Origin of the sequence: uncultured Sphingomonas sp., assembly GCF_913777625.1 — a bacterium.
Lineage (GTDB): Bacteria > Pseudomonadota > Alphaproteobacteria > Sphingomonadales > Sphingomonadaceae > Sphingomonas.
In genome coordinates this window covers 38,383-59,945 of sequence record NZ_CAJYTI010000003.1, presented here as the reverse complement: position 1 = coordinate 59,945, position 21,563 = coordinate 38,383, and the positions used below count along the sequence as shown (strand labels likewise).

Genomic DNA, 21,563 nt, shown 5'->3' with positions numbered 1-21,563 from the left:
GGCAACGGTAGATCGTATCGCCGAGCGAAGCGCTTGCGCCGGGAAATGACGCTGCCCGAGGTGCTGCTGTGGCAAACATTGCGCGGGCGCGGCGGGGAGAAATGGCGCAAGCAGCATCCGGCCGGGCCGTATATACTTGACTTCTACTGCGATGCGGTGCGGCTGTGCGTCGAGATTGACGGCGAGATGCATGCGCACGGCACTGCGCCTGCCGCGGATGCGCGACGGGATGCGTGGCTCGCCGCCGAGGGCGTGGCGACGCTGCGGATACCGGCGGTGGAGGTGCTGAACAACTTCGACGGCCTCGTCATGTGGATCGGCGAGGTCGTGGCCGAACGGCGCAGGGATATCCGCGGGGGCTAGGGCGCGGCGCAAGGCTTCCGCCGCCTGCGGCGCCGGCCCCTCCACCAACGGCCTGCGGCCGGCGGTCCCCCTCCCCCAGCGGGGCTGGGGGAGGATCTTGGGATGCGCTTCTCCGATCACATCCGGAACACGCCGAACTGCGGCCGCGCCGGGATCGGCGCATTGAGCGTCGCCGCCAGCGCGAGGCCGAGCACGTCGCGGGTCTGCGCCGGATCGATGATGCCGTCGTCCCACAGCCGCGCGGTGGCGTGCCAGGGATTGCCCTCGTCCTCATATTTCTGGCGGATCGGCGCCTTGAAGGCCTCGGCTTCCTCCGGCGACCAGCCCGCGGCGTCGCGGTGGACCGTCGCCAGCACGCTCGCCGCCTGCTCGCCGCCCATCACGCTGATCCGGCTGTTCGGCCAGCTGAACAGGAAGCGGGGGCTATAGGCCCGTCCGCACATGCCGTAATTGCCCGCGCCGAAGCTGCCGCCGATCAGGATGGTGAGCTTGGGGACAGTCGCCGTCGCCACCGCCGTCACCAGCTTTGCGCCATGTTTCGCAATGCCTTCTGCCTCGTATTTGCCGCCGACCATGAAGCCGGAGATGTTCTGGAGGAAGAGCAGGGGAATGCGGCGCTGGCAGGCGAGCTCGATGAAATGCGCGCCCTTTTGCGCGCTCTCCGAGAACAGCACGCCGTTATTGGCGAGGATCGCCACCGGCATGCCCCAGATATGCGCGAAGCCGCACACCAGCGAGCTGCCATAGAGCGCCTTGAATTCGTGGAATTCCGAGGCGTCGACCAGCCGCGCGATCACCTCGTGCACGTCATAGGGCGCGCGGACGTCGGCGGGGAGGATGCCGTAGAGCTCCTCCGGCGCATATTTGGGCGGGCGCGGGTCCTTCAGCGCGGCATCGGGCACGCGATCGGCCGGCAGGTGGCTGACGATGTCGCGGACGATGGTCAGCGCGTGCTCGTCATTTTCCGCCAGATGATCGACCACGCCCGAGCGGCGGGCATGGAGGTCGCCGCCGCCGAGGTCCTCGGCGCTGATCTCCTCGCCCGTGGCCGCCTTCACCAGCGGCGGCCCGGCGAGGAAGATCGTGCCCTGGTTGCGGACGATCACGCTCTCGTCGGACATGGCCGGCACATAGGCGCCGCCCGCGGTGCAACTGCCCATCACGCAGGCGATCTGCGGGATGCCCTGCGCGCTCATATTCGCCTGGTTGAAGAAGATCCGGCCGAAATGGTCCTTGTCCGGGAACACCTCGGCCTGATGCGGCAGGTTGGCGCCGCCGCTGTCGACCAGATAGATGCAGGGCAGGTGATTGGCCTCGGCGATCTCCTGCGCGCGGAGATGCTTCTTCACCGTCATCGGATAATAGGTGCCGCCCTTCACGGTGGCGTCGTTGCAGACGATCATCACCATGCGGCCCGAGACGCGGCCGATGCCGGCGATCACGCCCGCGCCGGGGACTTCGCCGTCATAGAGGTCGCAGGCCGCGAGCTGGCCGATCTCGAGGAAGGGGCTGCCCGGATCGAGCAGCCGCTCGACCCGCTCGCGGGGGAGGAGCTTGCCGCGGGCGACATGCTTGGCACGGGCGGACTCGCTGCCGCCGAGCGCGGCCTGCGCGACATCGGCGCGGAGTTTCTCGGCCAGCGCGCGGTGATGCGCGGCCTGGGTGCGGAACTGGTCGCTGTCGGGGTTGACGGCGGTGGGGAGGATGGGGGCGGTCATATTTACTAGCTCCTCCCATTTAGGGGAGGGGTTGGGGTGGAGAATGATCTGGGAGCGAGTCCAGCACTGGGGGAGCAGTGCCCCACCTCAACCCCTCCCCTGAAGGGGAGGGGCTTAAGAAGTGCAGCCCAGCTCACGCCGCAGCCCCCAGCAGTTCGCGGCCGATCAGCATGCGCCGGATCTCGTTGGTCCCCGCGCCGATGTCGAGCAGCTTGGCGTCGCGCAGGAATCGCTCGACCGGCCAGTCCTTGGTATAGCCGGCGCCGCCCAGCGCCTGCACCGCCTCGCCGGCGACGCGGAAGGCGTTCTCGCTGGCCAGCAGGATCGCGCCGGCCGCATCGAAGCGCGTCGTCTTGCCCGCATCGCAGCTGCGGGCCACGGCATAGACATAGGCCCGCGCCGAGTTGAGCGCGACATACATGTCGGCGATCTTGGCCTGCATCAGCTGGAAGCTGCCGATCGCCTGGCCGAACTGCTTGCGCTCGCGCAAATATGGCAGGACCACGTCGAGACAGGCCTGCATGATGCCGAGTTGGATGCCCGCCAGCACCGCGCGCTCATAGTCGAGCCCGCTCATCAGCACGCCGACGCCGCCATTGAGCGGGCCCATCACGTTCTCCTCGGGTACCTCGCAGTCGGTGAATACCAGCTCCGCCGTGGGCGAGCCGCGCATGCCCATCTTGTCGATCTTCTGGCCGATCGCGAAGCCCGGCATGTCTTTCTCGATCAGGAAGGTCGTGATGCCGCGCGAGCCTTCGCCGGTCTTGGCGTAGACCACCAGCGTGTCGGCATGAGGAGCGTTGGTGATCCAGAACTTGGTGCCGTTGAGCACATAGCCGCCCTGGACCTTCTCGGCCTTGAGCTTCATCGAGACGACGTCGGAGCCCGCGCCGGCCTCGGACATGGCCAGGCTGCCGACATGCTCGCCCGAGATCAGCTTCGGGAGGTACTTGGCCTTCTGTTCTTCATTGCCCCAGCGGGCGATCTGGTTGACGCAAAGGTTCGAATGCGCGCCGTAGCTGAGGCCGATCGAGGCCGAGGCGCGGGCGACTTCCTCGCAAGCGATGACATGTTCGAGATAGCCGAGGCCGAGGCCGCCATCGGCCTCCGGCACGGTGATGCCGTGCAGGCCGAGCTCGCCCATCGCTGCCCAGAGTTCATCGCGCGGGAACCAGTCCTCGGCGTCGATCCGCGCGGCGAGCGGGGCGATGCGCTCGCGGGCGAAGCGCGCGGTGGTGTCGCGGATCATGTCGGCGGAATCGCCGAGGGCGAAGTCGAAGTCCGGGGTCATGCTTGTTCCTCTCCAACGGTCACGATCATGCCGTCGATTGTTGTTACGGGCCATGGAAGCAGTCGCGCGCCGACGCAAGGGCCGCCGACGCACCGGCCCTCCTCCACGGTGTAGAGCGCGCCGTGCCAGCTGCACTGGATATGGGTGGTATCGGGGGTGAGATAGGCATCGAGCGCCTGGCTGAGCGGCACCGGCATGTGCGCGCAGCGATCAACATAACCGAAGACCCGGGTGCCGCGGCGCACGACGAAGCCGTGGAAGCGGCCGGCGCGCATCTCCAGCACGAAGTTGCGGGCGGTGCCGTCGGGGATCAGGTCGAGCGGGCCGAGTTTCACGCCGGCGGGGGTGGTGGTGAGGCGGTCCATTTAGATCCTACCGAGGACGCGGAGCGCGGCCACCTGCGAAACACGCCGTTCGTCATCCCCGCGAAGGCGGGGATCCATTGGCGCTGCATTGTCGGCTCTTTCCCCCAGCGTCGAGGGCAATGGATTCCCGCCTTCGCGGGAATGACGATGTTTTGTGAAGGCGTGTCCCTTCCTTTGATGCCAATGGAGCTGCCATGCGGCACCGGCACGCTTCACGGCAGCTGGGCCTTGGGGAAGCCTTCCCACACCGCGTCATAGTCGGGTTGGGCATGGGCGAGCGCGTGGTCGGTCGGGCGGTAGGGCCAGCAGGTCTCGACCATGAACGCCATGGTGCCCTCGATCTTGTGCGGGTTGAGCGCGGCGTTGGACGCGCCGCGCCAGCTGGCGACGTCGGGGCCGTGGCCGGCCATCAGATTGTGCAGCGACAGGCCGCCGGGGGCGAAGCCCTCGGCCTTGGCGTCGTACGCGCCGTGGATCAGCCCCATCGCCTCGCTCATCACGTTGCGGTGGAACCAGGGCGGGCGGAACGTGTCCTCGGCGACCATCCAGCGCGGCGGGAAGATCACGAAGTCCGCGTTCGCGCGACCCGCGACGGTGCTGGGCGACGTGAGCACAGTGAAGATCGAGGGGTCCGGATGGTCGAAGCTCACCGTGTTGATCGTGTTGAACCGGGCGAGATCGTAGCGATAGGGGGCGAGGTTGCCGTGCCACGCCACCACATCGAGCGGGCTGTGGGGCGGCGCAGTTATCCACAGACTTGCCAACGACTTCTGCACAAGCTCGAACGGCTCGTCGCGGTCCTCGAACCAGGCGGCGGGCGTCTCGAAGTCGCGCGGGTTGGCGAGGCCGTTGGCGCCGATCGGCCCGAGATCGGGCAGGCGGAACGGCGCGCCGTAATTCTCGGCGACATAGCCGGCAGCGGCGCCCTCGGGCAGCAGCACGCGGAAGCGTACGCCGCGTGGGATCACTGCGATCTGGCCGGGCGCGATGTCGATGCGGCCGAGTTCGGTCAGCAGCGTGAGCGCGCCGGCCTGGGGGATGAAGAGCAGTTCGCCGTCGGCGTCGACGAAGGCGCGATTGTCCATGTCGCGATTGGCGGCGTAGCGGTGGACGACCACGCCTTCCAGGTCGGCGGGGTCGCGGGTGGCGAGCATCGTCTCCATGCTGTCGATCCAGTCGACGGGCGCGGCGGGGGCGGGCATCGGGTTCCAGCGCAGGCGATTGGGGGCGAGCGGCTTCACCGGCGTTTGCGGCGAGAAGCGCGGCGCGCCGGCATAGGGGCGGTAGGGCGGATGCTCGGCGCTGGGGCGCAGGCGATAGAGCCAGCTGCGGCGGTTCTCCGCGCGCGGCGCGGTGAAGGCGGTGCCGGAGAGCTGCTCGGCATAGAGGCCATAGGGCGGCCGCTGCGGGCTGTTGCGGCCGATCGGCAGCGCGCCGGGCACGGCCTCGGTCGAGACATGGTTGCCGAAGCCGGGGAAATACTGGGTCATCCTGCTCCTTCTCCTCCGACGGCTAGCGCCTCTCGGGGTATTTCGGCCCATTTTCGTCATGCCCGCGAAGGCGGGAATCCATTTGCCAGGACGCTCGGGGCAGAAACCGCGCCACCTGCGCCAATGGATCCCCGCCTTCGCGGGGATGACGGTGGGTGTGGGACTGCGGTTGGCCGGTCCCAAAGGGGAGGGAATGGGGCCGGGGTATGCCATCGTTCCTGCGGCGGCACCCCCGGCTCTCTCCCTCTCCGAACTTGTCAGGCGTCGACCTTGATCACGCCGCGGCGGATCTGGTCGAGCTCGATGCTCTCGAACAGCGCCTGGAAATTGCCGTTGCCGAAGCCTTCGTTGCCCTTGCGCTGGATGATCTCGAAGAAGATCGGCCCGAACATCGTCTCGGTGAAGATCTGGAGCAGGATGCCCTCGCCCGTCTCCACCGAACCGTCGATCAGAATGCGGTTCTTGCGCAGCCGCTCCAGGTCCTCGCCGTGGCCGGGGACGCGCTTGTCGACCAGCTCGTAATAGGTCTCGATCGTGTCCTGCAGCCGCACACCGCGGGCGCGCAGGCGCTCGACCGTGTCGTAGATGTCGTCGGTGGTCAGCGCGAGGTGCTGGATGCCTTCGCCGTTATACTCGCGGAGGAATTCCTCGATCTGGCTGTTGTCGTCCTGGCTCTCGTTGAGCGGGATGCGGATCGCCTTGTCCGGCGCGATCATCGCCTGGCTGAACAGGCCGGTCGCCTTGCCCTTGATGTCGAAATACTTCTGCTCCTCGAAGCCGAAGAGCGTGCGGTAGAATTCGCTCCACACCCGCATCTGGCCGCGGCGGACATTGTGGGTGAGGTGGTCGAGCAGGTCGAGCCCGACGCTGTTCGCGGCCTCGGCTTCGCGCCAGCCCGGGAATTCGGCCCAGTCCGCGTAGAGGTCGGTCTCGTCCTGGATGAAATAGAGATAGGAGCCGCCGATGCCCTGGATGACGGTATCGTCCTCGTCCGTCGGCTTGGCGCCGTGCGCGAGCGCCCATTCCATCGCCTTTTTGGGATCCGACACCCGAAAGGCCATCGCGCTGGCCGAGGGGCCGTGCTCGCCGCGGAAGGCGGCGACGCGGCCGGCATCGTCGCGGTTGAGCATCAGGTTGATGCGGCCCTGCTTGTAGCGCGTGATGTTCTTGCGCGGATGGCGGTGGCTGGCAACGAAGCCCAGCTGCTCGAACTGACGCGCCATCGCGTCCGGATCGGGCGAGGTGAACTCGACGAACTCGAAGCCGTTGAGGCCGAGCGGATTGGCGGTATCGGTCATGGAAGACCTGATACCGCATAATCCGATTTAGTGTCAAATGTTACCAGTTCGCTACAGGCCCTCGCCGCCGACCCAGTGCGCGTTGGACAGGCGGCGCGCGACCGCCCAAGTCTGGGTGCGGATGTCGGGCACCGCGACGATCTCCCAGAAGGCGCCGCGGGTCATGGGCCCAAGCGCGTAGAGGTTGGCGTTGGCGCGGCCATCGGCGGCGATGGTCTGGCCCTGATTGTCGACATCGATGCCGATATGCGCGGCGTCCGGGCGGATCAGCCCCCGTTCGGCGAGGCGCTGTAGCAACGGTTCGCGGGTGCGGTTGAGGTCGCCGAGCGGGCCGGTGCAGTTGACGATGCGCTGGGCGAGGATCGTCCGGGGCGCATCCTGCCCGCGCGGCCGCAGGGTGACAGCAATGCCATCCGGGCCTTCCTCGAAGCCGAGCGTCTTGGCGGCGAGCACTTCCAGCTGGCCGCGGTCGATCAGCGCCTGCAGGCGGGCATGGACCTCAGGGGCAAGCCGGTGGCGATGCACGTCCCACCAGGGGCGCAGATGGCGCAGGAACCGGGCGCGTTCGGCCGCGCTGGCATTGGCCCACATCGGCTGGGTGAACGGGCGCAGCTCGTCCACGGCATTGCGCCAGCCGACCTGCTCGGCGCGGTCCCGGACGGCGCGAAGCAAGGCCGATGCACGGGTGCGTGGGCGCTCGGCGATCTTCTGCCAATCCTGGCCCGGACCATGGGGGCGGGGCAGCAATCCGCGCCGCGATACCGCGACGATCTTGCCCGTGAAGCCGCGCGCCTCGAGCAGCAGCGCGACGTCGACCATGGTGAGTCCGGTGCCGATCACCAGCACGGTGTCCTGGTCCGACAGGTCTTCGGGCACGCTGGGGTCCCAGGGGTCGCCCTTGTAGCGTGCTGCCGAGAGCCGCGCCGGATCGAGGCCCGGCGGGTCGTGCGGCGGCAAATTGCCCACCGCAAGCACGGCGGCATCCGCGCGCAGCGTGCCGTCCGAAAGCTGGAGCGTCGCGCCCTGGGCGTCGAACGTCACGTCCTCCACCTCGGCATGGACGAGCCGAAGGCGCTCGGGGTGCTCGGCGAGCGCCTGTGCCAGCATCTCGCGCAGATAGTCGCCATACACCCGGCGCGGCACGAAGCTGGTCGCGGCATTCTCGACGCCGCGCGCCTCCAGCCAGCGGACCAGATGCCCGGGATCGTCCGGAAAGGCGCTCATGTTCGCGGCGCGGACGTTGAGCAGGTGCGAGGGGTGCGCTGCGCCATAGGCGAGGCCGGTGCCGGCCACCGGCGCGCGTTCGATCAGCGTCGCGCGGGGCCCTTCGTGGCGGATCAGGTTGATCGCCTGGAGCGTGCCGGAAAAGCCCGCGCCGATGATGGCGACGTGTTCGATCATAGGTGCGGCTCCCCCGATGCCGGCGTCAGATTTCGTAGTCGAGCTGCCACTCGGGCTGCTGGAAGGCAGGCTTCTGCTCGGCGAAGGCGGGCTGGCGCGCCATCATCTGGGCGTAGAGCCGCTTCACCGAATCGCTCGCCGTCCGCACGAACAGGAAGGGCAGCACCGCATGGATGATGCAGGCTGCGCCGCCCGCCATCATCGTGACGCCGAACCGCGCCGCCGTGGCGGCATGCTCCCCATAGCTTTCGCCGACACTGCGGGGATGGGCGAGGAAAAGCCGAGTGATCATGTGGGAAATGTACGCGGGATCGGGGCGAGGGGGAAGGGCGCTCGTCCCAAATCCTTCTCCTCTTGCGGGAGAGAGGGCGCGGCTCATGTCCCCCTCCCGCAAGCGGGAGGGGGAGTACGGGTTCACAGCTTGGCGATCGTCTCGGCAAGCGCGGTCACGTCGACATCGCTGCCCTCGCTCTTCACCGTTTCGGCGAGGTGCGCGCGGACCAGATCGAGCAGCGGCAGTTTGGCGCCCACCGCCTCGGCGGCTTCCCCGGCCAGACGCATGTCCTTCAGCCCCAAGGGCGCGGCGAAACCTGCAGGACGGTGGCGGCGCTCGGCGATCGGCGGGCCATAGACCTTGTGGATCGCGCCATCGAAGATCGTGCCGGAAAATACCTCCAGCATCTGCGCGCGCGACACGCCGCCCTTCTCGCCCAGCGACATCGCCTCGCCATAGGCTTCGACGGTGGCCATGATCATGAAGTTGCCGGCGAGCTTCACCAGGTTCGCAGCCGAGGGCGTGTCGCCCATCGGGAAGGTGACGCGGCCCAGCGCGTCGAGGATCGGCGCGGCAGCCGCCATCGCCTCGGGCGCACCGGCGGCGACGATCGCGAGCTTGCCTTGGGCTGCGACCGGCGGCCGGCCGAACACGGGGGCGGAGACGAAGTGGTGGCCGGCCTCGGCGTGGCGGGCGGCGAGCTGGTCGGTGGTGGCGACGGCGACGGTGCTGTGCGAAAGGTGCAGCGCGCCGGGCGCCATGCCGGCGATCAGGCCGTCCTCGCCGTCGAGGATCGCGGCGAGGGCCGCATCGTCCGCCACCATGGTCAGCACCGCCTGTGCGCCGTCGGTGGCTTCGCGAGGGGTGCGGGCAAGGCGGGCGCCCCGCTCGGTCAGCGCTGCGGCCTTTTCCGGCGAGCGGTTCCACATGGTGAGGCTGTGGCCGGCATCGAGCAGCGCACCCGCCATGCCGATGCCCATCTGCCCGAGGCCGAGAAATGCGAGGTCCATGCGTGTCTCCCAGGTTGCGTCGCAGCATGTGGGGGCTCGGCCCCGGAACCCAAGGGGTTAGCCGCCGATCAGCACCGCCGCGTCGATCAGCGCCCGCGGCACGGACACGCCTGGGCTCGTGCCGATATAGCGCGGCACCCAGTCCGGGCCGAACTTGGCCTTGAATGCGCGCAGCCCCGAAAAGCCGTAGAGCCGCTCGCCATGGCCATAGACCGCTGCCCCCAGCCGCGACCAGATCGGCGCCAGCGGCCCCGGCTTGAGACCGGACAGCGGCGCCAGGCCGAGATTGAACCGCTCGAAGCCCTGCGCGGCGCCATATTGCAGCAGCCGCACGAACAGCAGGTCCATCGCGCCATAGGGCGTGTCCGGCAGATGGCGCATCAGGTCGACCGATATCTCCTCGCGGTTGGGCGTCTCCCAGATGTTGGCGAAGGCGACGATTTCTCCTTCCAGCCGCAGCACGGCGCAGTCGAAATGGGCGAGATAGTCGGGATCGAAGCGGCCGAGGCTGAAGCGCTTCTCCGCGCCGTGCTTGCGGGCCAGCCAGGCGTCGGACACGCGCTGTAGGTCGGGGAGCAACGCGGGGACCTGCGCGGCGGGGATTACCTCGAACACCAGCCCCTCGCTGGTGGCGCGCTTCACCGAATAGCGCAGCGACTTGAACTGCCCGCCCTTCAGGTCATAGCCCTGGCGGAGGTCGACCACCGCCTCGTCGCCATATTTGAGCGGCTGCAGGCCCAGTTCGACGACCAGCGGCAGCATCGCGGCGCTCACCTGGAACAGGCAGAGCCGCCCGCGCGCGGCATCGCAGCGGCGGCGGATCTCCCAGATCAGCTCGGACCAGGCGGCCTCGGGCCCGACGGGATCGCCCATCACCACCCAGGTGCGGCCCTGCACCCGGTACATCAGGAAGGCGTCGCCCGAGGTCGAGACGAGGAAATCCTTGTCGCCGGCATAAGCGAGCATCGCGTCGGCGCGCGGCGAGACGGCGATGGCGCGCGCCGCCACCTCCGGGTCCAGTGCCTGGTGCTCGCGGATGCGCGGGCTGGCCGACATCAGCCGCCAGAAGGCCCAGCCGACCAGCAGCATCGTCGCGCCCAAGGTGGCGCGCAGGAAGCGGGGGGCGTTGCCGCGCCAGGCGAAGTCCCACCACAGGGCATCGCTATAGGGCACGCGCTTATAGGCGAAGAAGCCGGCCCAGGCACTCAGCAGGAGCGCGATCAGCGCCGCCGCCCACCACCAGCGGGCGACCGGTGCCGATCCGATCCCGGCGCTGCGGTAAAAGCCCGGCCGGGCATATTGGAGCAGGCCGGCGACGACGAGCAGCACCGTCGCTTCCTCATAGTCGATGCCCTTGGCCAGGGAGAATATCGCGCCCGCCAGCAGCAGCAGCCGGGCGGCATGAAAACCGCTCTTCAGGCGTGCCTGCACGGCCGGCGCGATCAGCAGCAGCGCGGTGCCGACGAGGCTGGCGGCGAAATGGGAACCCTCCACGAACGGCAGCGGCAGGATGCCGCGCAACGGATGCATCCGGCCGTGCGCAGGCGGCAGCGCGCCAGAGATAAGCAGCACCAATCCGCCCGCGAACACCAGCAGCGCCAGCAGCGGCGGTACCAGCGCCTGGCCGATGCGGTGGGCGACGCCCAGTCCCGTGGCGATCGGCTGACGCAGGCGCCGGCCTTCGATCGCGACGAGCAGCGCACCGGCGACCAGCAGCGGCAGCAGATAATAGATCAGCCGGTAGAGCAGCAGCGCGGCGAACAGGTCGCTGCGGCCGATCGGCACCAGCGCGAGCATCACCGCTTCGAACACGCCGATGCCGCCGGGGACATGGGTGATCAGCGCGATCACGATCGCCAGGGCATAGGCCAGGAAGAAGCTGCCGATCAGGGCCGGGTCGGCATGCGGCACCAGCACGAACAGCGCGCCCGAGGCGCAGGCGAGATCGAATGCCGCAATGCCGATCTGCGCCGCCATGAGCGACGGCGGCGGCAGCGGCAGGGTCGCGCTGCCGATCCGCAGCGTCGAGAGCCCCCGCGCACGCAGCAGGAACAGCGCGGCAAAGGCCAGGGCAAGCACCGCGCCGGCAAGGTGGAGCAGAGTCAGGGAGAGGGTGTAGCCGAGCAGGACCAGCGGGTGCTGGGCGACCAGGAGCGCGACCGCGGTCACCGCGAACACGCCGCCCCAGAAGGTACCGCTGGCGATCAGCGTCACCCGCGCGACATCGGCGAAGTCGAGCCCGGCCGCCCCATAGGCGCGCAGCCTGGCGCTGCCGCCGGTCAGCAGCGACAGCCCCAGATTGTGGCTGATCGTATAGCTGGTGAACGAGGCCAGCGCGGCGGTGCGCCACGGCAGGCGTTGGCCGATCGTCCGCACCGCGAACCAGTCGTACAGCGTCAAGGCGAGGTAGGAGGCGGTGGTGAGCGCCAGCGCCAGCGCCAGCTGCGCGGCGTCGATGCGATGGAGCGCATGGCGCACGTCGCGCAGTCGCACCTCGGCGAGGATCGCGCGCATCGCCTCGAAGCCGAGCAGCGCCACGCCGAGGACCAGCACGACGATCAGCAGCCGCCGGTATCGCGCCAACCCCTCGCGCAGCCGCCGTGCGGTGCCACCGCCTTCGTCCGGCGCCTGCTCTTCATTCGCCTGCATCGTTTTCCCCAGGCGCCGCGCGCCGAGCCTTGTCGGTCGGTCCGTGCAACGCCGCTGCAGCGGGGCTTTATCCCTGCGCAGGCCACGCGGCAACTCAGTGGGCGGGCACCTCGAGATGCGTGTCGAGCACCGGTGCCAGCGCGGCGAAGACGGTGCGGACCAGCAGGTCATGGTCCATGCGCAGGAAGTGGCCGCCGGGCAGGGTGATGCGGCGGACATTGGGCGCGAGCAGGCTGGGGCACAGGCTGTCGGTCTCGTCCGCGCCGCGGATGCAGGTCACCGGTAACCAGGTGAGCGCCTCGGCTGCGGCGGCGTCTGCGTCGGGCGTACCGATATAGGCAATCCCCAGCGGGTCGGCGCGGAAATAGGCGTTGGTACCGGGCACGACGAGGACCAGCGCGGCGACCTTGGCGCGAAGGTCCTGCGGCAGCGAGGCCAGGCCGACGCGCGCCATGTCGGCGCCGAAGGACTGGCCGATCACCACCACCTTGCGCGCGCCCGATCGGCGCAGGGTCTGCCGAATCGCGTCCGGAAGCAGCGCCTGCACCTCGGCCGCGCTGCGGCGGCGGGCGAACATGGTCGAACTGGCGATCGCGTATACGGGCACGCCGGCACCGGCGAGCGACTCCACCACATAGGACCCCATGCCGTAGCGGATCCCCATGTCGCCGGAGAGGAAGATCGCGGCGACCGGGGCGCTGCCGTGCCGTTCCGGCATGCCGTAGAGACGGACCGGATCGCGATCGAGGAAGCCCGCGGTCCAGTAGAGGCCCAGCGCAAGCCCGGCGAGCAGCAGGGCGACGAGGCCGGTCCAGGCTTTCCAGCCGAGGCGGCGGGGACGGGGGGAGGAAGAACTCGACGCCATCGGCCTATGCTGCGCCGGGCAAGCTGAAGGTGGGGTGAAGGACGGAGTCTCCCTGCGTCCGGCGCATCGGGTCGGCGTCGCCCCCGGCAGCGCCTGGACGGTGCGGACCACCGTTCCCCTGATGCGGGGTTGGGGTGGGGCGGTGTCCCGCGCAGACCAGCGCCGGTTCCGGAAATCTTCCGCCAACCGCTTCTCGGAGGAGGGGCTTGCCGGAGGCGCTGTGCCAGCCCCTCAAAACTTGTTCCTCCCCGCGCGGATTTCCTGGCGGCTGGTGAACAGCGCCCGCGCCGCCGCGCCCACGTCGCGCATCACCACCAGCGCCCTGTCGCCGGGCTCGAGCCGCTCGTCGCGCGCCGGGCGGGGAATCGAGCGGCCGTCGCTGCGGTCGATCTGGACGATGAACACGCTGCCCTCGGCCCGCCGCTCGGCCGCCTCGACGCTGAGCCCGGCCATGGCCGAGCCCGGCGCGACCTCGATCAGCTCGACGTCCAGCCCCAGCGCCTCGAGGTCGCGCCGCAGCCGGCCGAGCTGGGCGTCGCCATGCACCTGCTGGCTGTGCGGATAGAGGATCATCCGCGCCATCGCCTCCGCGCCGATATGGGTGGGGAAGACGACGCGGTCGGCGCCGGCATGGATCAGCTTGCGCTCGGTGGTCGGCGCCTCGCCGCGGGCGATGATCTCCAGCGCCGTGTTGAGATTGCGCGCGCTGAGCGTGATGAACACGTTGGCCGCGTCGTCCGGCAGCACCGTGGCGAGCGCCCGGGCCCGCCCGATGCCGGCGGCGATCAGCACTTCCTCCTCGGTCGCGTCGCCGGCCAGCGTGCAGTGTCCCGCCGCTTCCGCCTCGGCGCGCTTCTCGGGACCGCGTTCGATCACCACCACGGGTACCGTCGCCTGGGCAAGGTCGCGGGCGAGCATCACGCCGATCCGGCCATAGCCGCAGATCACGACATGGTCGGATAGCTGGTCGATCCGGTTCTGCATGCGGGAGCCTCCGAAAATACTGCGCAGTTGCAGGACGGTGAAGAGCTGGACGAGCGCGCTGGTGAGCAGGATCATGCCGGTGCAGCCCAGCACCATCGTCCCCATGGTCAGCGCGTGGAGATAGGGGGTGTCGATCGGGCGGACTTCGCCATAGCCGACGGTGTAGAGCGTCAGCACCACCATGTAGCTTGCGTCGGCGAAGCTCCAGCCCGCGGCCATGTAGCCGATCGTCGCGAGCACGCCGACGACCAGCACGAAGACGAGGATCGAGACGAGGTTGCGCGTCGGCGAGCCGAGCACCTGTTCCGCATCTGTAAGGATCCGCCGCATTCCGTTGATTAGGGCATGTTGCTGCGAGCTTGTCCATCCGGGTTCGCCCGGGGAGGCAACCCTTAGCGGGGTGCGCTCGTTTAGCGCTTCCAACGATCGGGAGAGGCCGTGTGCGCAAGATGCTGGGAATGATGCTCGGACTGCTCGCGACCCCCGCTCTTGCCCAGACACCGCCGCCCAAGCCGCTGATCGACCTCAATATCCTCCACGCGCAGGTGATCCTTGACCATCTCGGCTTCGGGCCGGGCATGCTCGACGGGCGCCCCGGCCAGTCGCTCACCGCCGCGGTGCGCGGGCTGCAGGAAGCGCGCGGGCTGAAGGTGACGGGCGTGATCGACGCGCCGACGCTCGCCGTGCTCCACCGATATCGTGCGCTGCGGCCGGTCCGCACGCTCGCGGTGGGCGCGGAGACGATGCAGGGCCCGTTCGTCGATCCTATCCCAAGGGATCTCGACCAGCAGGCCAAGCTCAAAGCGCTTGGGTATCGCAATTCGCTCGAGAAGTTGGCGGAGATGTTTCACACCAGCCCTGAGGTTATCAGCGCGCTCAACCCGGGGGTGACGAGGATCAAGACGGGCACCTCGCTGCGTCTGCCCAACGCGCTGCCCGGCTCGCGTGCCTATCCGGCCGAGTGGAAGCCGGAATGGCGCCAGACGCTCAACATGCTCAACGTCGACCCGCGCCAGCCCCAGGCCGATCATTTGGTCGTCGACAAGTCCGAGGGCGTGCTGAAGGTTTATGGCGCCGGCGACCGGCTGCTCGCCCAGTTCAGCGCGACGATGGGCAGCACGCATGATCCGCTGCCGATCGGAAGTTGGAAAATCAACGGTTTGGATACCAATCCTAAGTTCCACTACAATCCCAAGCTGTTCTGGGACGCCAGGAAGGGCGACGATCCGGCGATGCTGCCCGCCGGCCCGAACGGCCCGGTGGGCGTGGTCTGGATCGACCTCTCCAAGGAGCATTACGGCATCCACGGCACGCCCGAGCCGCAGACGATCGGCCGCAGCGAGAGCCATGGCTGCATTCGCCTGACCAACTGGGACGCCGCCCGGGTCGCGCTGATGGTGAAGCCGGGCACCCCGGCGATCTTCCAGGAATAGCGTCGTGTCGGTTGCGGATGCCCCTTCCGCCTACCAGCCGTCATCCCGGCGACGGCCGGGATCCATTCGCCTTTCGGGCAAGGCTGGAACGGCAACGGCGACGCCAACGGATCCCGGCTTTCGCCGAGATGACGGCGTTGCGTATGGCAGTGCGTCTCTGCCGCGGCTGCCCGGAGCAAGTGCATGCGCCGTTTCGGCCTGATCGCGGGGCTGGTGGTGGTGGCGCTGCTTGCGCTGCTGGTGTCGCGGGTACGGTTCCTGCCGGCGGGGCAGGCGCCGCGGGCCGGGGCAGTGCGCCCGATGGCTCCGGCCGCGCCTGCCGCATCCGCCGGGCTCATCATCCCGGTCCAGGGCGTCGCGGCCAGCGCGCTCCATGACGATTGGGGCCAGCCGCGCGGCGATGGCGACCGCGCACATCACGCGATCGACATTCTCGCCCCCAAGGGCACGCCCGTCCGCGCCGCTGCTACCGGCACCGTGGAGAAGCGGTTCGAGAGCGATCTGGGCGGCCATACGCTCTATATCCGCACGCCCGATGGCGGGACGGTGCATTATTATGCCCATCTCGATACGATCGCGGTGCCCGAGGGCACGCTGGTCCGCCAGGGCCAGCCGATCGCCACTGTCGGCGACAGCGGCAGCGCCGCCGGGGGCCCGCCGCACCTCCATTTCGAGGTCAAGCGGATGGCGCCCGGCGAGGGCTGGTGGCAGGGAACCAATATCGATCCCTATCCCCTGCTTGCGGGAAAGCCCGGGCGGAGCTAAAGGGCGCGGCTCAGCTCTTTCTCACATACAGGCACGATCCATGAAGATCAGCGGCGTGGACATCCGTCCCGGCAACATCATCGAATATGAGGGCGGCATCTGGCGCGCCGTCAAGATTCAGCACACCCAGCCCGGCAAGGGCGGTGCCTATATGCAGGTCGAACTCAAGAACCTGCGCGACGGCCGCAAGAACAACGTCCGCTTCCGCTCGGCCGAGACTGTGGAGCGCGTGCGCCTCGACACCAAGGATTTCCAGTTCCTGTATCCCGAAGGCGACATGCTCGTGTTCATGGACAAGGAAACCTACGACCAGACGACGCTGCCGCGCGACCTGCTCGGCGAGGCAGCAGCCTTCCTGCAGGACGGCATGGACGTGGTGATGGAACTCTATGACGACGAGGCAATCAGCGTCCAGCTGCCCGACACGATCGAAGCAACGATCGTCGAGGCCGACGCGGTGGTGAAGGGCCAGACGGCCTCGTCCTCGTACAAGCCGGCCGTGCTCGACAACGGCGTGCGCGTGATGGTGCCGCCGCATATCGGCAGCGGCACGCGCATCGTCGTCGACGTGTACGAGCAGACCTACGTCCGCCGCGCGGACTGATCTGCCCGGCTTCGGCCGAACATGCGAAGGGAAGGGGACGGCAGGCCTGCGTCCCCTTTTCCCGTTTTCAGGTCAGGCCTTCCTTAGTCCCCCGCATGCGCGGCAGGGAGAGAGATTGATATGGCAGCCTTTTCCGGCCTTCTCACCGTCATGGACCGTGCCGCACGCAAGGCCGCGCCGCGGCTGCGTCGCGACTTCAACGAGGTCACGCACCTGCAGGTCAGCCGCAAGGGCCCGGCCGATTTCGTGAGCATGGCCGACAAGCGCGCCGAGCAGACGCTGATCGAGGAACTGCGCAAGGCGCGTCCCGACTGGCGCATCCTGGCCGAAGAGGGCGGCGAGCTGCCGGGCGATCCGGACAAGCCGCGCTTCATCGTCGACCCGCTCGACGGCACCACCAACTTCCTCCACGGCATCCCGCATTTCTCGATCGCGATCGCGGTCGAGGATCCCAACGGCAGCCAGGGCAAGCCCGAGATCACCCACGGCCTGATCTACCAGCCGCTCACCGACGAGAGCTTCTGGGCCGAGAAGGGCCGCGGCGCCTGGCTGCAGGACCAGCGGCTGCGCGTTTCGGCGCGTCGCGACCTCTCCGAGGCGCTGATCGCGACGGGGATTCCGTTCATGGGCCATGGCAATTTCGCCGAGTGGAGCCGCATCTTCGGTGCGGTGGCACCCGAAGTGGCGGGCATTCGCCGGCTCGGCTCGGCGGCGCTCGACCTCGCCTGGGTCGCCGCTGGCCGCTTCGACGGCTATTGGGAATCGGACCTGAAGCCGTGGGACGTCGCGGCAGGCATGCTGCTCGTGAAAGAAGCCGGCGGCTTCGTCACCGACTATCGCGGCCAGGACATGGCGATGCAGCGCAACCAGTTCCTTGCTGCGAACGACGGCCTGCATTCCAAGCTCCACAAGCTGGTCGCCAACGCGCTTCGCTGAGGCCGTACGTACGACTACGGAGCCGGGGAATTGACTCTATTTCCCGGCCGTTTCCTAGGGCTTGCGTCCTATAAGTTCCTTAAAACGCCTCCGGCTATCCAGTCGGGCGAATTGGGACAAACGGCGCATGAACATGGAAGCGGGCGGCCTCGGCAAGGGGCGTCGGGGAGAGGCATCGGACGAGGCGTTCTGCCATGACGTCGGCACCGTGCTCGACCGGCTCTATGCGGTGGCCGAGTTCAGCCCGGACGGCATCCTGACCCGCGCCAACCAACATTTCCTCGACGCGATGGGCTGCGTGCTCGACACCGTGATCGGCGAGCACCACCGCTTCTTTTGCGACGCCGACTATGCCGCCAGCCCGGCCTATGCCGCCTTCTGGGAGCGGCTGCGTGCGGGCGAGACGATCGAAGAAACCGCCCGCCGCAACGGCTGCGAGGGCAAGGACGCCTGGATCGCCGGTCATTACGCCCCGGTAAAGGACGCCAACGGCGCGGTGCAGAGCATCATCCTGATCGCCCGCGACGTGCGCGGCGCGCAGATCGAGGCGGCGCTCAACCGCAGCGTGCTCAATGCGTTCAGCCGCGCCACCGCGATGATCGAGTTCGACCTCTCGGGCCGCGTGATCGGCGCCAACGAGAATTTCTGTGAGCTTCTCGGCTACAAGGCCGAGGAGGTGATCGGCCAGCATCACCGCATCTTCTGCACGGCCGACTATGCCCGCTCGCCCGCCTATCGCCAGTTCTGGGAGCGGCTCGGCCGCGGCGAGTTCGACGGCGGCCTGTACAAGCGCGTCGCCAAGGATGGCACAGAGCGCTGGATCCAGGCGACCTACAACCCGATCCTCGACCATCAGGGCCTGCCGGTGAAGATCGTCAAGTTCGCGATGGACGTGACCAAGGCGCAGATCGAGAGCGCGGAGGCCACCGGCAAGCTGGCCGCGATCGACCGTTCGACCGCGGTGATCGAGTTCGACACCAGTGGCTATGTCGTGGCAGTCAACGACATGTTCCTGCAGACCATGGGCTATGAGCGCAGCGAATTGATCGGCAAGCACCATCGTACCTGCTGCGATCCGGACTATGTGAAGGGCGAGGAGTACGCCAATTTCTGGCGCGCGCTCTCGGCGGGCGAATATCAGGCCGGGGTCTTCCCGCGGATCGGCAAGGACGGGCGGCGGGTGTGGATCCGCGCGACGTACAACCCGATCGTCGATGCCGACGGCAAGCTCATCAAGGTGGTGAAATACGCCCACGACATCACGGAGCAGACCCAGCGCGCCGCCGATGCCGAGGGCAAGGTCGCCGCGATCAACCGCGCCCAGGCGGTGATCGAATTCACGCCGGAAGGCATGGTCCTCGACGCCAACCACAATTTCCTGAACGCCACCGGCTACCGGCGCGACGACGTGGTCGGCAAGCATCACAAGATGTTCTGCGATGCCGAACTGGTGCATTCGCAGGAATATGCGCGCTTCTGGACCGACCTAGGGCACGGCGAATATGTCGCCGGGGACTTTCGTCGCCGCAACAAGGCAGGCGAGGAGATCTGGCTCAACGCCACCTACAACCCGATCTTCGATGGGCTGGGCAACGTGGTGAAAGTGGTCAAGTTTGCCCATGACATCACCGAGCGGAAGAAGGACGCGATCGAGACCAAGAGCCGCGCCCAGGCGGTGGATCGCAGCCTCGCGACGATCGAGTTCAGTCTCGATGGTGAAATCCTCACCGCCAACGAGAACTTCCTGTCGACCATGGGCTACACGCTGCGCGAGATCCAGGGGCGCCACCATTCGATGTTCGTCGATCCGGTCCACCTCAAGTCGAAGGAATATGGCGATTTCTGGCGCGCGCTCGGGCGGGGCGAAGGCCAGTCGGGTCGCTTTCACCGCATCGGCAAATATGATCGCGACGTGTTCATCCAGGCGAGCTACTCGCCGGTGTTCGACCTGCAGGGCAATCCGTCGCGGGTGATCAAATATGCCTATGACGTTACCGACCAGGTGATGCTCGAGCGCAAGATTGCAGCAAAGACCGAGCAGATGCAGTCGGTTGTCGGCGATCTTTCGGACGCGATCAAAATCATCAGCGAAGGCGCGTGCAGCGCCACGGGGCTCGCCAGCGAGACCCAGGCTGCGGCCGATCGCGGCACCAGCGCGATCGAGGGCACGATCGAATCGATGGAGCTGATGGGGGCTTCGTCGAAGAAGATCGCCAGCATCGTCGACGTGATCGGCGATCTCGCCGGCCAGACCAACCTGCTCGCCTTCAACGCGGCGATCGAGGCGGCGCGCGCCGGCGAGCACGGCGTCGGCTTCTCGATCGTCGCCGAGGAGGTGCGCAAGCTTGCCGAGCGCAGTGCCTCGGCCGCCGAGGAGATCAACCGGCTGATCGGCGAGTCGAGCGAGCGGGTGGCGCAGGGCACCGATCGCTCGCGCTCGGCCCGCGACGCGTTCGCGGCGATTGCCGGCTGCGTCGACAAGACCACCGGCGCGATCTCGGGCATCGCCCAGTCGGTCGGCGCCCAGCGCGAAACCTCGCGCCAGGTGGTGGCGATGATCGACGAGCTCGCGACCTCCACCAGCGGCAAGATCTGACCATGGCCGTGGGGACCGAGTTCGGTGCGCCGGTCGGCGAGGCGGGGCGGCGGCATATCGACGTCGGGCTGCTCCGCCTCTGCGGGGTCGAACTGGCGGTACCGGTGGACTGGGTCCGCGAAGTGGTTCCGTGCCCGGCAGCGCTCGGACCCTGTTTCGGCAGCCATCCCGCGTTGATCGGCTCGATCGGGGTGCGGGGCGACGTGATCCCCGTCGTCGACGTCAGCGTGCTGCTCGGCTTCGCCGCGACGACGGGTGCGGGCGGTACCATCGTGGTGCTGCGGCGCGACGATGTGCTGCTTGGCCTGCGGATCGACACGGTGTCGGGACTGTACCGTATCCCCGTATCCGCCGTGCGCGAACTCGTCGATTCCGGCGGGGCGGCGCGGCTGGTCGATCGGGCGTTCGTGCGCGAGGAGCATCTGGTCGGCATTCTCGATCCCGCCGCGCTGTTCGCGATGGCGGGGTTGCCGCTGGTCCGCTCGCAGCCGCGCCAGGCCGACGGCGCCGCAGTCGGCCTGGCGCGGCCGTTCGTGCTGGTGACCGTGGCCGGCGTGCAGATCGCCATCGACAGCCATCTGGTGGAAAGCACGGCGCCCGCGAGCAGCCTGCGGCGCTGCGCGGTGCCGGCACCCGGCTGGGCGCGCTCGGTGAACTATCTCGGCCGCGACGTCCGCGTCTTCGACCAGCTCGCGACGCTCGGGCTCGACGGCGCGACGCCGGACGACTCGCAAGGTCCGGTCATCCTGTTGCGGATCGCGCCCGACCGGCTGGTCGGATGGCACGTCGAGAGCGTGCGCAGCGTCGCGCGGATCGCGGACGACAAGCGCGGCCCCTTGCCGGCGGGCCTCGCAGGCAGGGGATCGCTGTTCGACGGTACCGCCACCGATTCCGCCGGCGGCCAGAACCTCGTGCTCGACAGCGACGCCGTCCGCGCCGATCCGGCGATCCAGTCCATGGCGGCGCTATGCCGCGCCCCTGCGCAGGCCGAAGGGCGATCGCTCGCGATGGCCCGCGGCGGGGCGGAGGGCGGGCGCGCCTTCCTGATCTTCGATACCGGCGAGCGCCTGCTTGCCACGCCGCTGGACGCGATCCGCGAGGTCGTGCCGTTTCGCGGCCTTTCCTCGCGAGTCGAGGACTATTCCGGCCTGTGCGGCCTCAGCGATCACCGCGGTGCGCCGGTCTCGGTCTATGCCGTCGAGGCGGGTGCGCAGCCCGCCGACGCCAAGTTGCTGATCATCGCCCGTGACCAGGAAGGGCAGGGCGCCCGCGGCTTCCTCGCCCAGCGGCTGGCGACCATCATCAACGCCCCCGCACTCCCTGTACCTGGGGGCAGTCCCGGCGCGCAGTTCGTGCCCGCAACGATCGACGGAACCGCGCATTCCATCCGAATTCATGCGCTTGCGTGAAGGGCCCGGACAGATGTTCACCACCCCTTAACAATTGCGAATGATTCTCAGCGGTTCCAGGCCTTGCCGCACTGGGATCATGGTCCTAGAAGCCCCCCAAGATTCCGCAGTC

18 protein-coding genes are annotated in these 21,563 nt (G+C 68.4%); 7 read left to right on the top strand and 11 right to left on the bottom strand.

Annotated elements, in window-relative coordinates:
- Nucleotides 1-45: 45 nt before the first annotated feature.
- Complete coding sequence (locus QZ814_RS01715; protein ID WP_294329333.1) at nt 46-363, top strand: DUF559 domain-containing protein; 318 nt, start codon at nt 46-48, stop codon at nt 361-363.
- A gap of 116 nt (nt 364-479) precedes the next feature.
- On the opposite strand, the gene QZ814_RS01710 is transcribed toward QZ814_RS01715, so the two are convergent.
- The 11 genes from QZ814_RS01710 to QZ814_RS01660 all read right to left on the bottom strand — a co-directional run bounded on the left by QZ814_RS01710 (nt 480) and on the right by QZ814_RS01660 (nt 14,038).
- Nucleotides 480-2,081 carry a carboxyl transferase domain-containing protein gene (locus tag QZ814_RS01710; RefSeq protein ID WP_294329331.1) on the bottom strand — a complete coding sequence of 534 codons (1,602 nt, stop codon included), beginning with the start codon at nt 2,079-2,081 and terminating at the stop codon, nt 480-482.
- A gap of 133 nt (nt 2,082-2,214) precedes the next feature.
- Nucleotides 2,215-3,372, bottom strand: a complete 1,158-nt coding sequence (locus QZ814_RS01705) for an isovaleryl-CoA dehydrogenase (RefSeq protein WP_294329329.1) — start codon at nt 3,370-3,372, stop codon at nt 2,215-2,217.
- Nucleotides 3,369-3,737, bottom strand: coding sequence for a Rieske 2Fe-2S domain-containing protein (locus QZ814_RS01700; RefSeq protein WP_294329328.1), 369 nt, complete (start codon nt 3,735-3,737; stop codon nt 3,369-3,371). Before QZ814_RS01700 ends, QZ814_RS01705 begins: the two co-directional genes overlap by 4 nt.
- A gap of 212 nt (nt 3,738-3,949) precedes the next feature.
- Nucleotides 3,950-5,227 (bottom strand): homogentisate 1,2-dioxygenase, encoded by a 1,278-nt coding sequence (gene hmgA, locus QZ814_RS01695; RefSeq protein ID WP_294329326.1) that lies wholly within the window; start codon nt 5,225-5,227, stop codon nt 3,950-3,952.
- Between the two features lie 257 nt (nt 5,228-5,484).
- Nucleotides 5,485-6,525 (bottom strand): 4-hydroxyphenylpyruvate dioxygenase, encoded by a 1,041-nt coding sequence (hppD, locus tag QZ814_RS01690; RefSeq protein ID WP_294329324.1) that lies wholly within the window; start codon nt 6,523-6,525, stop codon nt 5,485-5,487.
- 51 nt (nt 6,526-6,576) lie between these two features.
- Nucleotides 6,577-7,926 carry an FAD/NAD(P)-binding protein gene (locus QZ814_RS01685; RefSeq protein ID WP_294329323.1) on the bottom strand — a complete coding sequence of 450 codons (1,350 nt, stop codon included), beginning with the start codon at nt 7,924-7,926 and terminating at the stop codon, nt 6,577-6,579.
- A 25-nt stretch (nt 7,927-7,951) separates the two neighbouring features.
- A complete protein-coding gene (locus QZ814_RS01680) occupies nt 7,952-8,218 on the bottom strand; it encodes a DUF6356 family protein (RefSeq protein ID WP_294329322.1) in 267 nt (88 codons plus the stop codon).
- A gap of 122 nt (nt 8,219-8,340) precedes the next feature.
- Complete coding sequence (locus QZ814_RS01675; protein WP_294329321.1) at nt 8,341-9,210, bottom strand: NAD(P)-dependent oxidoreductase; 870 nt, start codon at nt 9,208-9,210, stop codon at nt 8,341-8,343.
- 57 nt (nt 9,211-9,267) lie between these two features.
- Entirely contained in the window at nt 9,268-11,859 is a 2,592-nt protein-coding gene (gene mprF, locus QZ814_RS01670) for a bifunctional lysylphosphatidylglycerol flippase/synthetase MprF (RefSeq protein WP_294329320.1), read from the bottom strand.
- 94 nt (nt 11,860-11,953) lie between these two features.
- The gene (locus tag QZ814_RS01665; RefSeq protein WP_294329319.1) at nt 11,954-12,724 is read right to left on the bottom strand and encodes an AcvB/VirJ family lysyl-phosphatidylglycerol hydrolase; all 771 of its coding nucleotides are present in this window, start codon (nt 12,722-12,724) and stop codon (nt 11,954-11,956) included.
- A 231-nt stretch (nt 12,725-12,955) separates the two neighbouring features.
- Nucleotides 12,956-14,038 (bottom strand): potassium channel protein, encoded by a 1,083-nt coding sequence (locus QZ814_RS01660; protein ID WP_294329318.1) that lies wholly within the window; start codon nt 14,036-14,038, stop codon nt 12,956-12,958.
- 110 nt (nt 14,039-14,148) lie between these two features.
- On the opposite strand from QZ814_RS01660, the gene QZ814_RS01655 reads away from it, so the two are divergent.
- The 6 genes from QZ814_RS01655 to QZ814_RS01630 all read left to right on the top strand — a co-directional run bounded on the left by QZ814_RS01655 (nt 14,149) and on the right by QZ814_RS01630 (nt 21,451).
- On the top strand, nt 14,149-15,141 hold the full coding sequence (locus QZ814_RS01655) for a L,D-transpeptidase (protein ID WP_294329317.1): 993 nt from the start codon (nt 14,149-14,151) through the stop codon (nt 15,139-15,141).
- Nucleotides 15,142-15,324: 183 nt separating this feature from the next.
- On the top strand, nt 15,325-15,906 hold the full coding sequence (locus tag QZ814_RS01650; RefSeq protein WP_294329316.1) for a M23 family metallopeptidase: 582 nt from the start codon (nt 15,325-15,327) through the stop codon (nt 15,904-15,906).
- A gap of 40 nt (nt 15,907-15,946) precedes the next feature.
- Nucleotides 15,947-16,510, top strand: coding sequence for an elongation factor P (efp, locus tag QZ814_RS01645; RefSeq protein ID WP_064312161.1), 564 nt, complete (start codon nt 15,947-15,949; stop codon nt 16,508-16,510).
- Between the two features lie 120 nt (nt 16,511-16,630).
- A complete protein-coding gene (locus tag QZ814_RS01640) occupies nt 16,631-17,446 on the top strand; it encodes an inositol monophosphatase family protein (RefSeq protein WP_141985631.1) in 816 nt (271 codons plus the stop codon).
- A gap of 127 nt (nt 17,447-17,573) precedes the next feature.
- Nucleotides 17,574-20,042 carry a PAS domain S-box protein gene (locus tag QZ814_RS01635; protein WP_294329315.1) on the top strand — a complete coding sequence of 823 codons (2,469 nt, stop codon included), beginning with the start codon at nt 17,574-17,576 and terminating at the stop codon, nt 20,040-20,042.
- 2 nt (nt 20,043-20,044) lie between these two features.
- Entirely contained in the window at nt 20,045-21,451 is a 1,407-nt protein-coding gene (locus QZ814_RS01630; RefSeq protein WP_294329314.1) for a chemotaxis protein CheW, read from the top strand.
- The last annotated feature ends 112 nt before the right edge of the window (nt 21,452-21,563 follow it).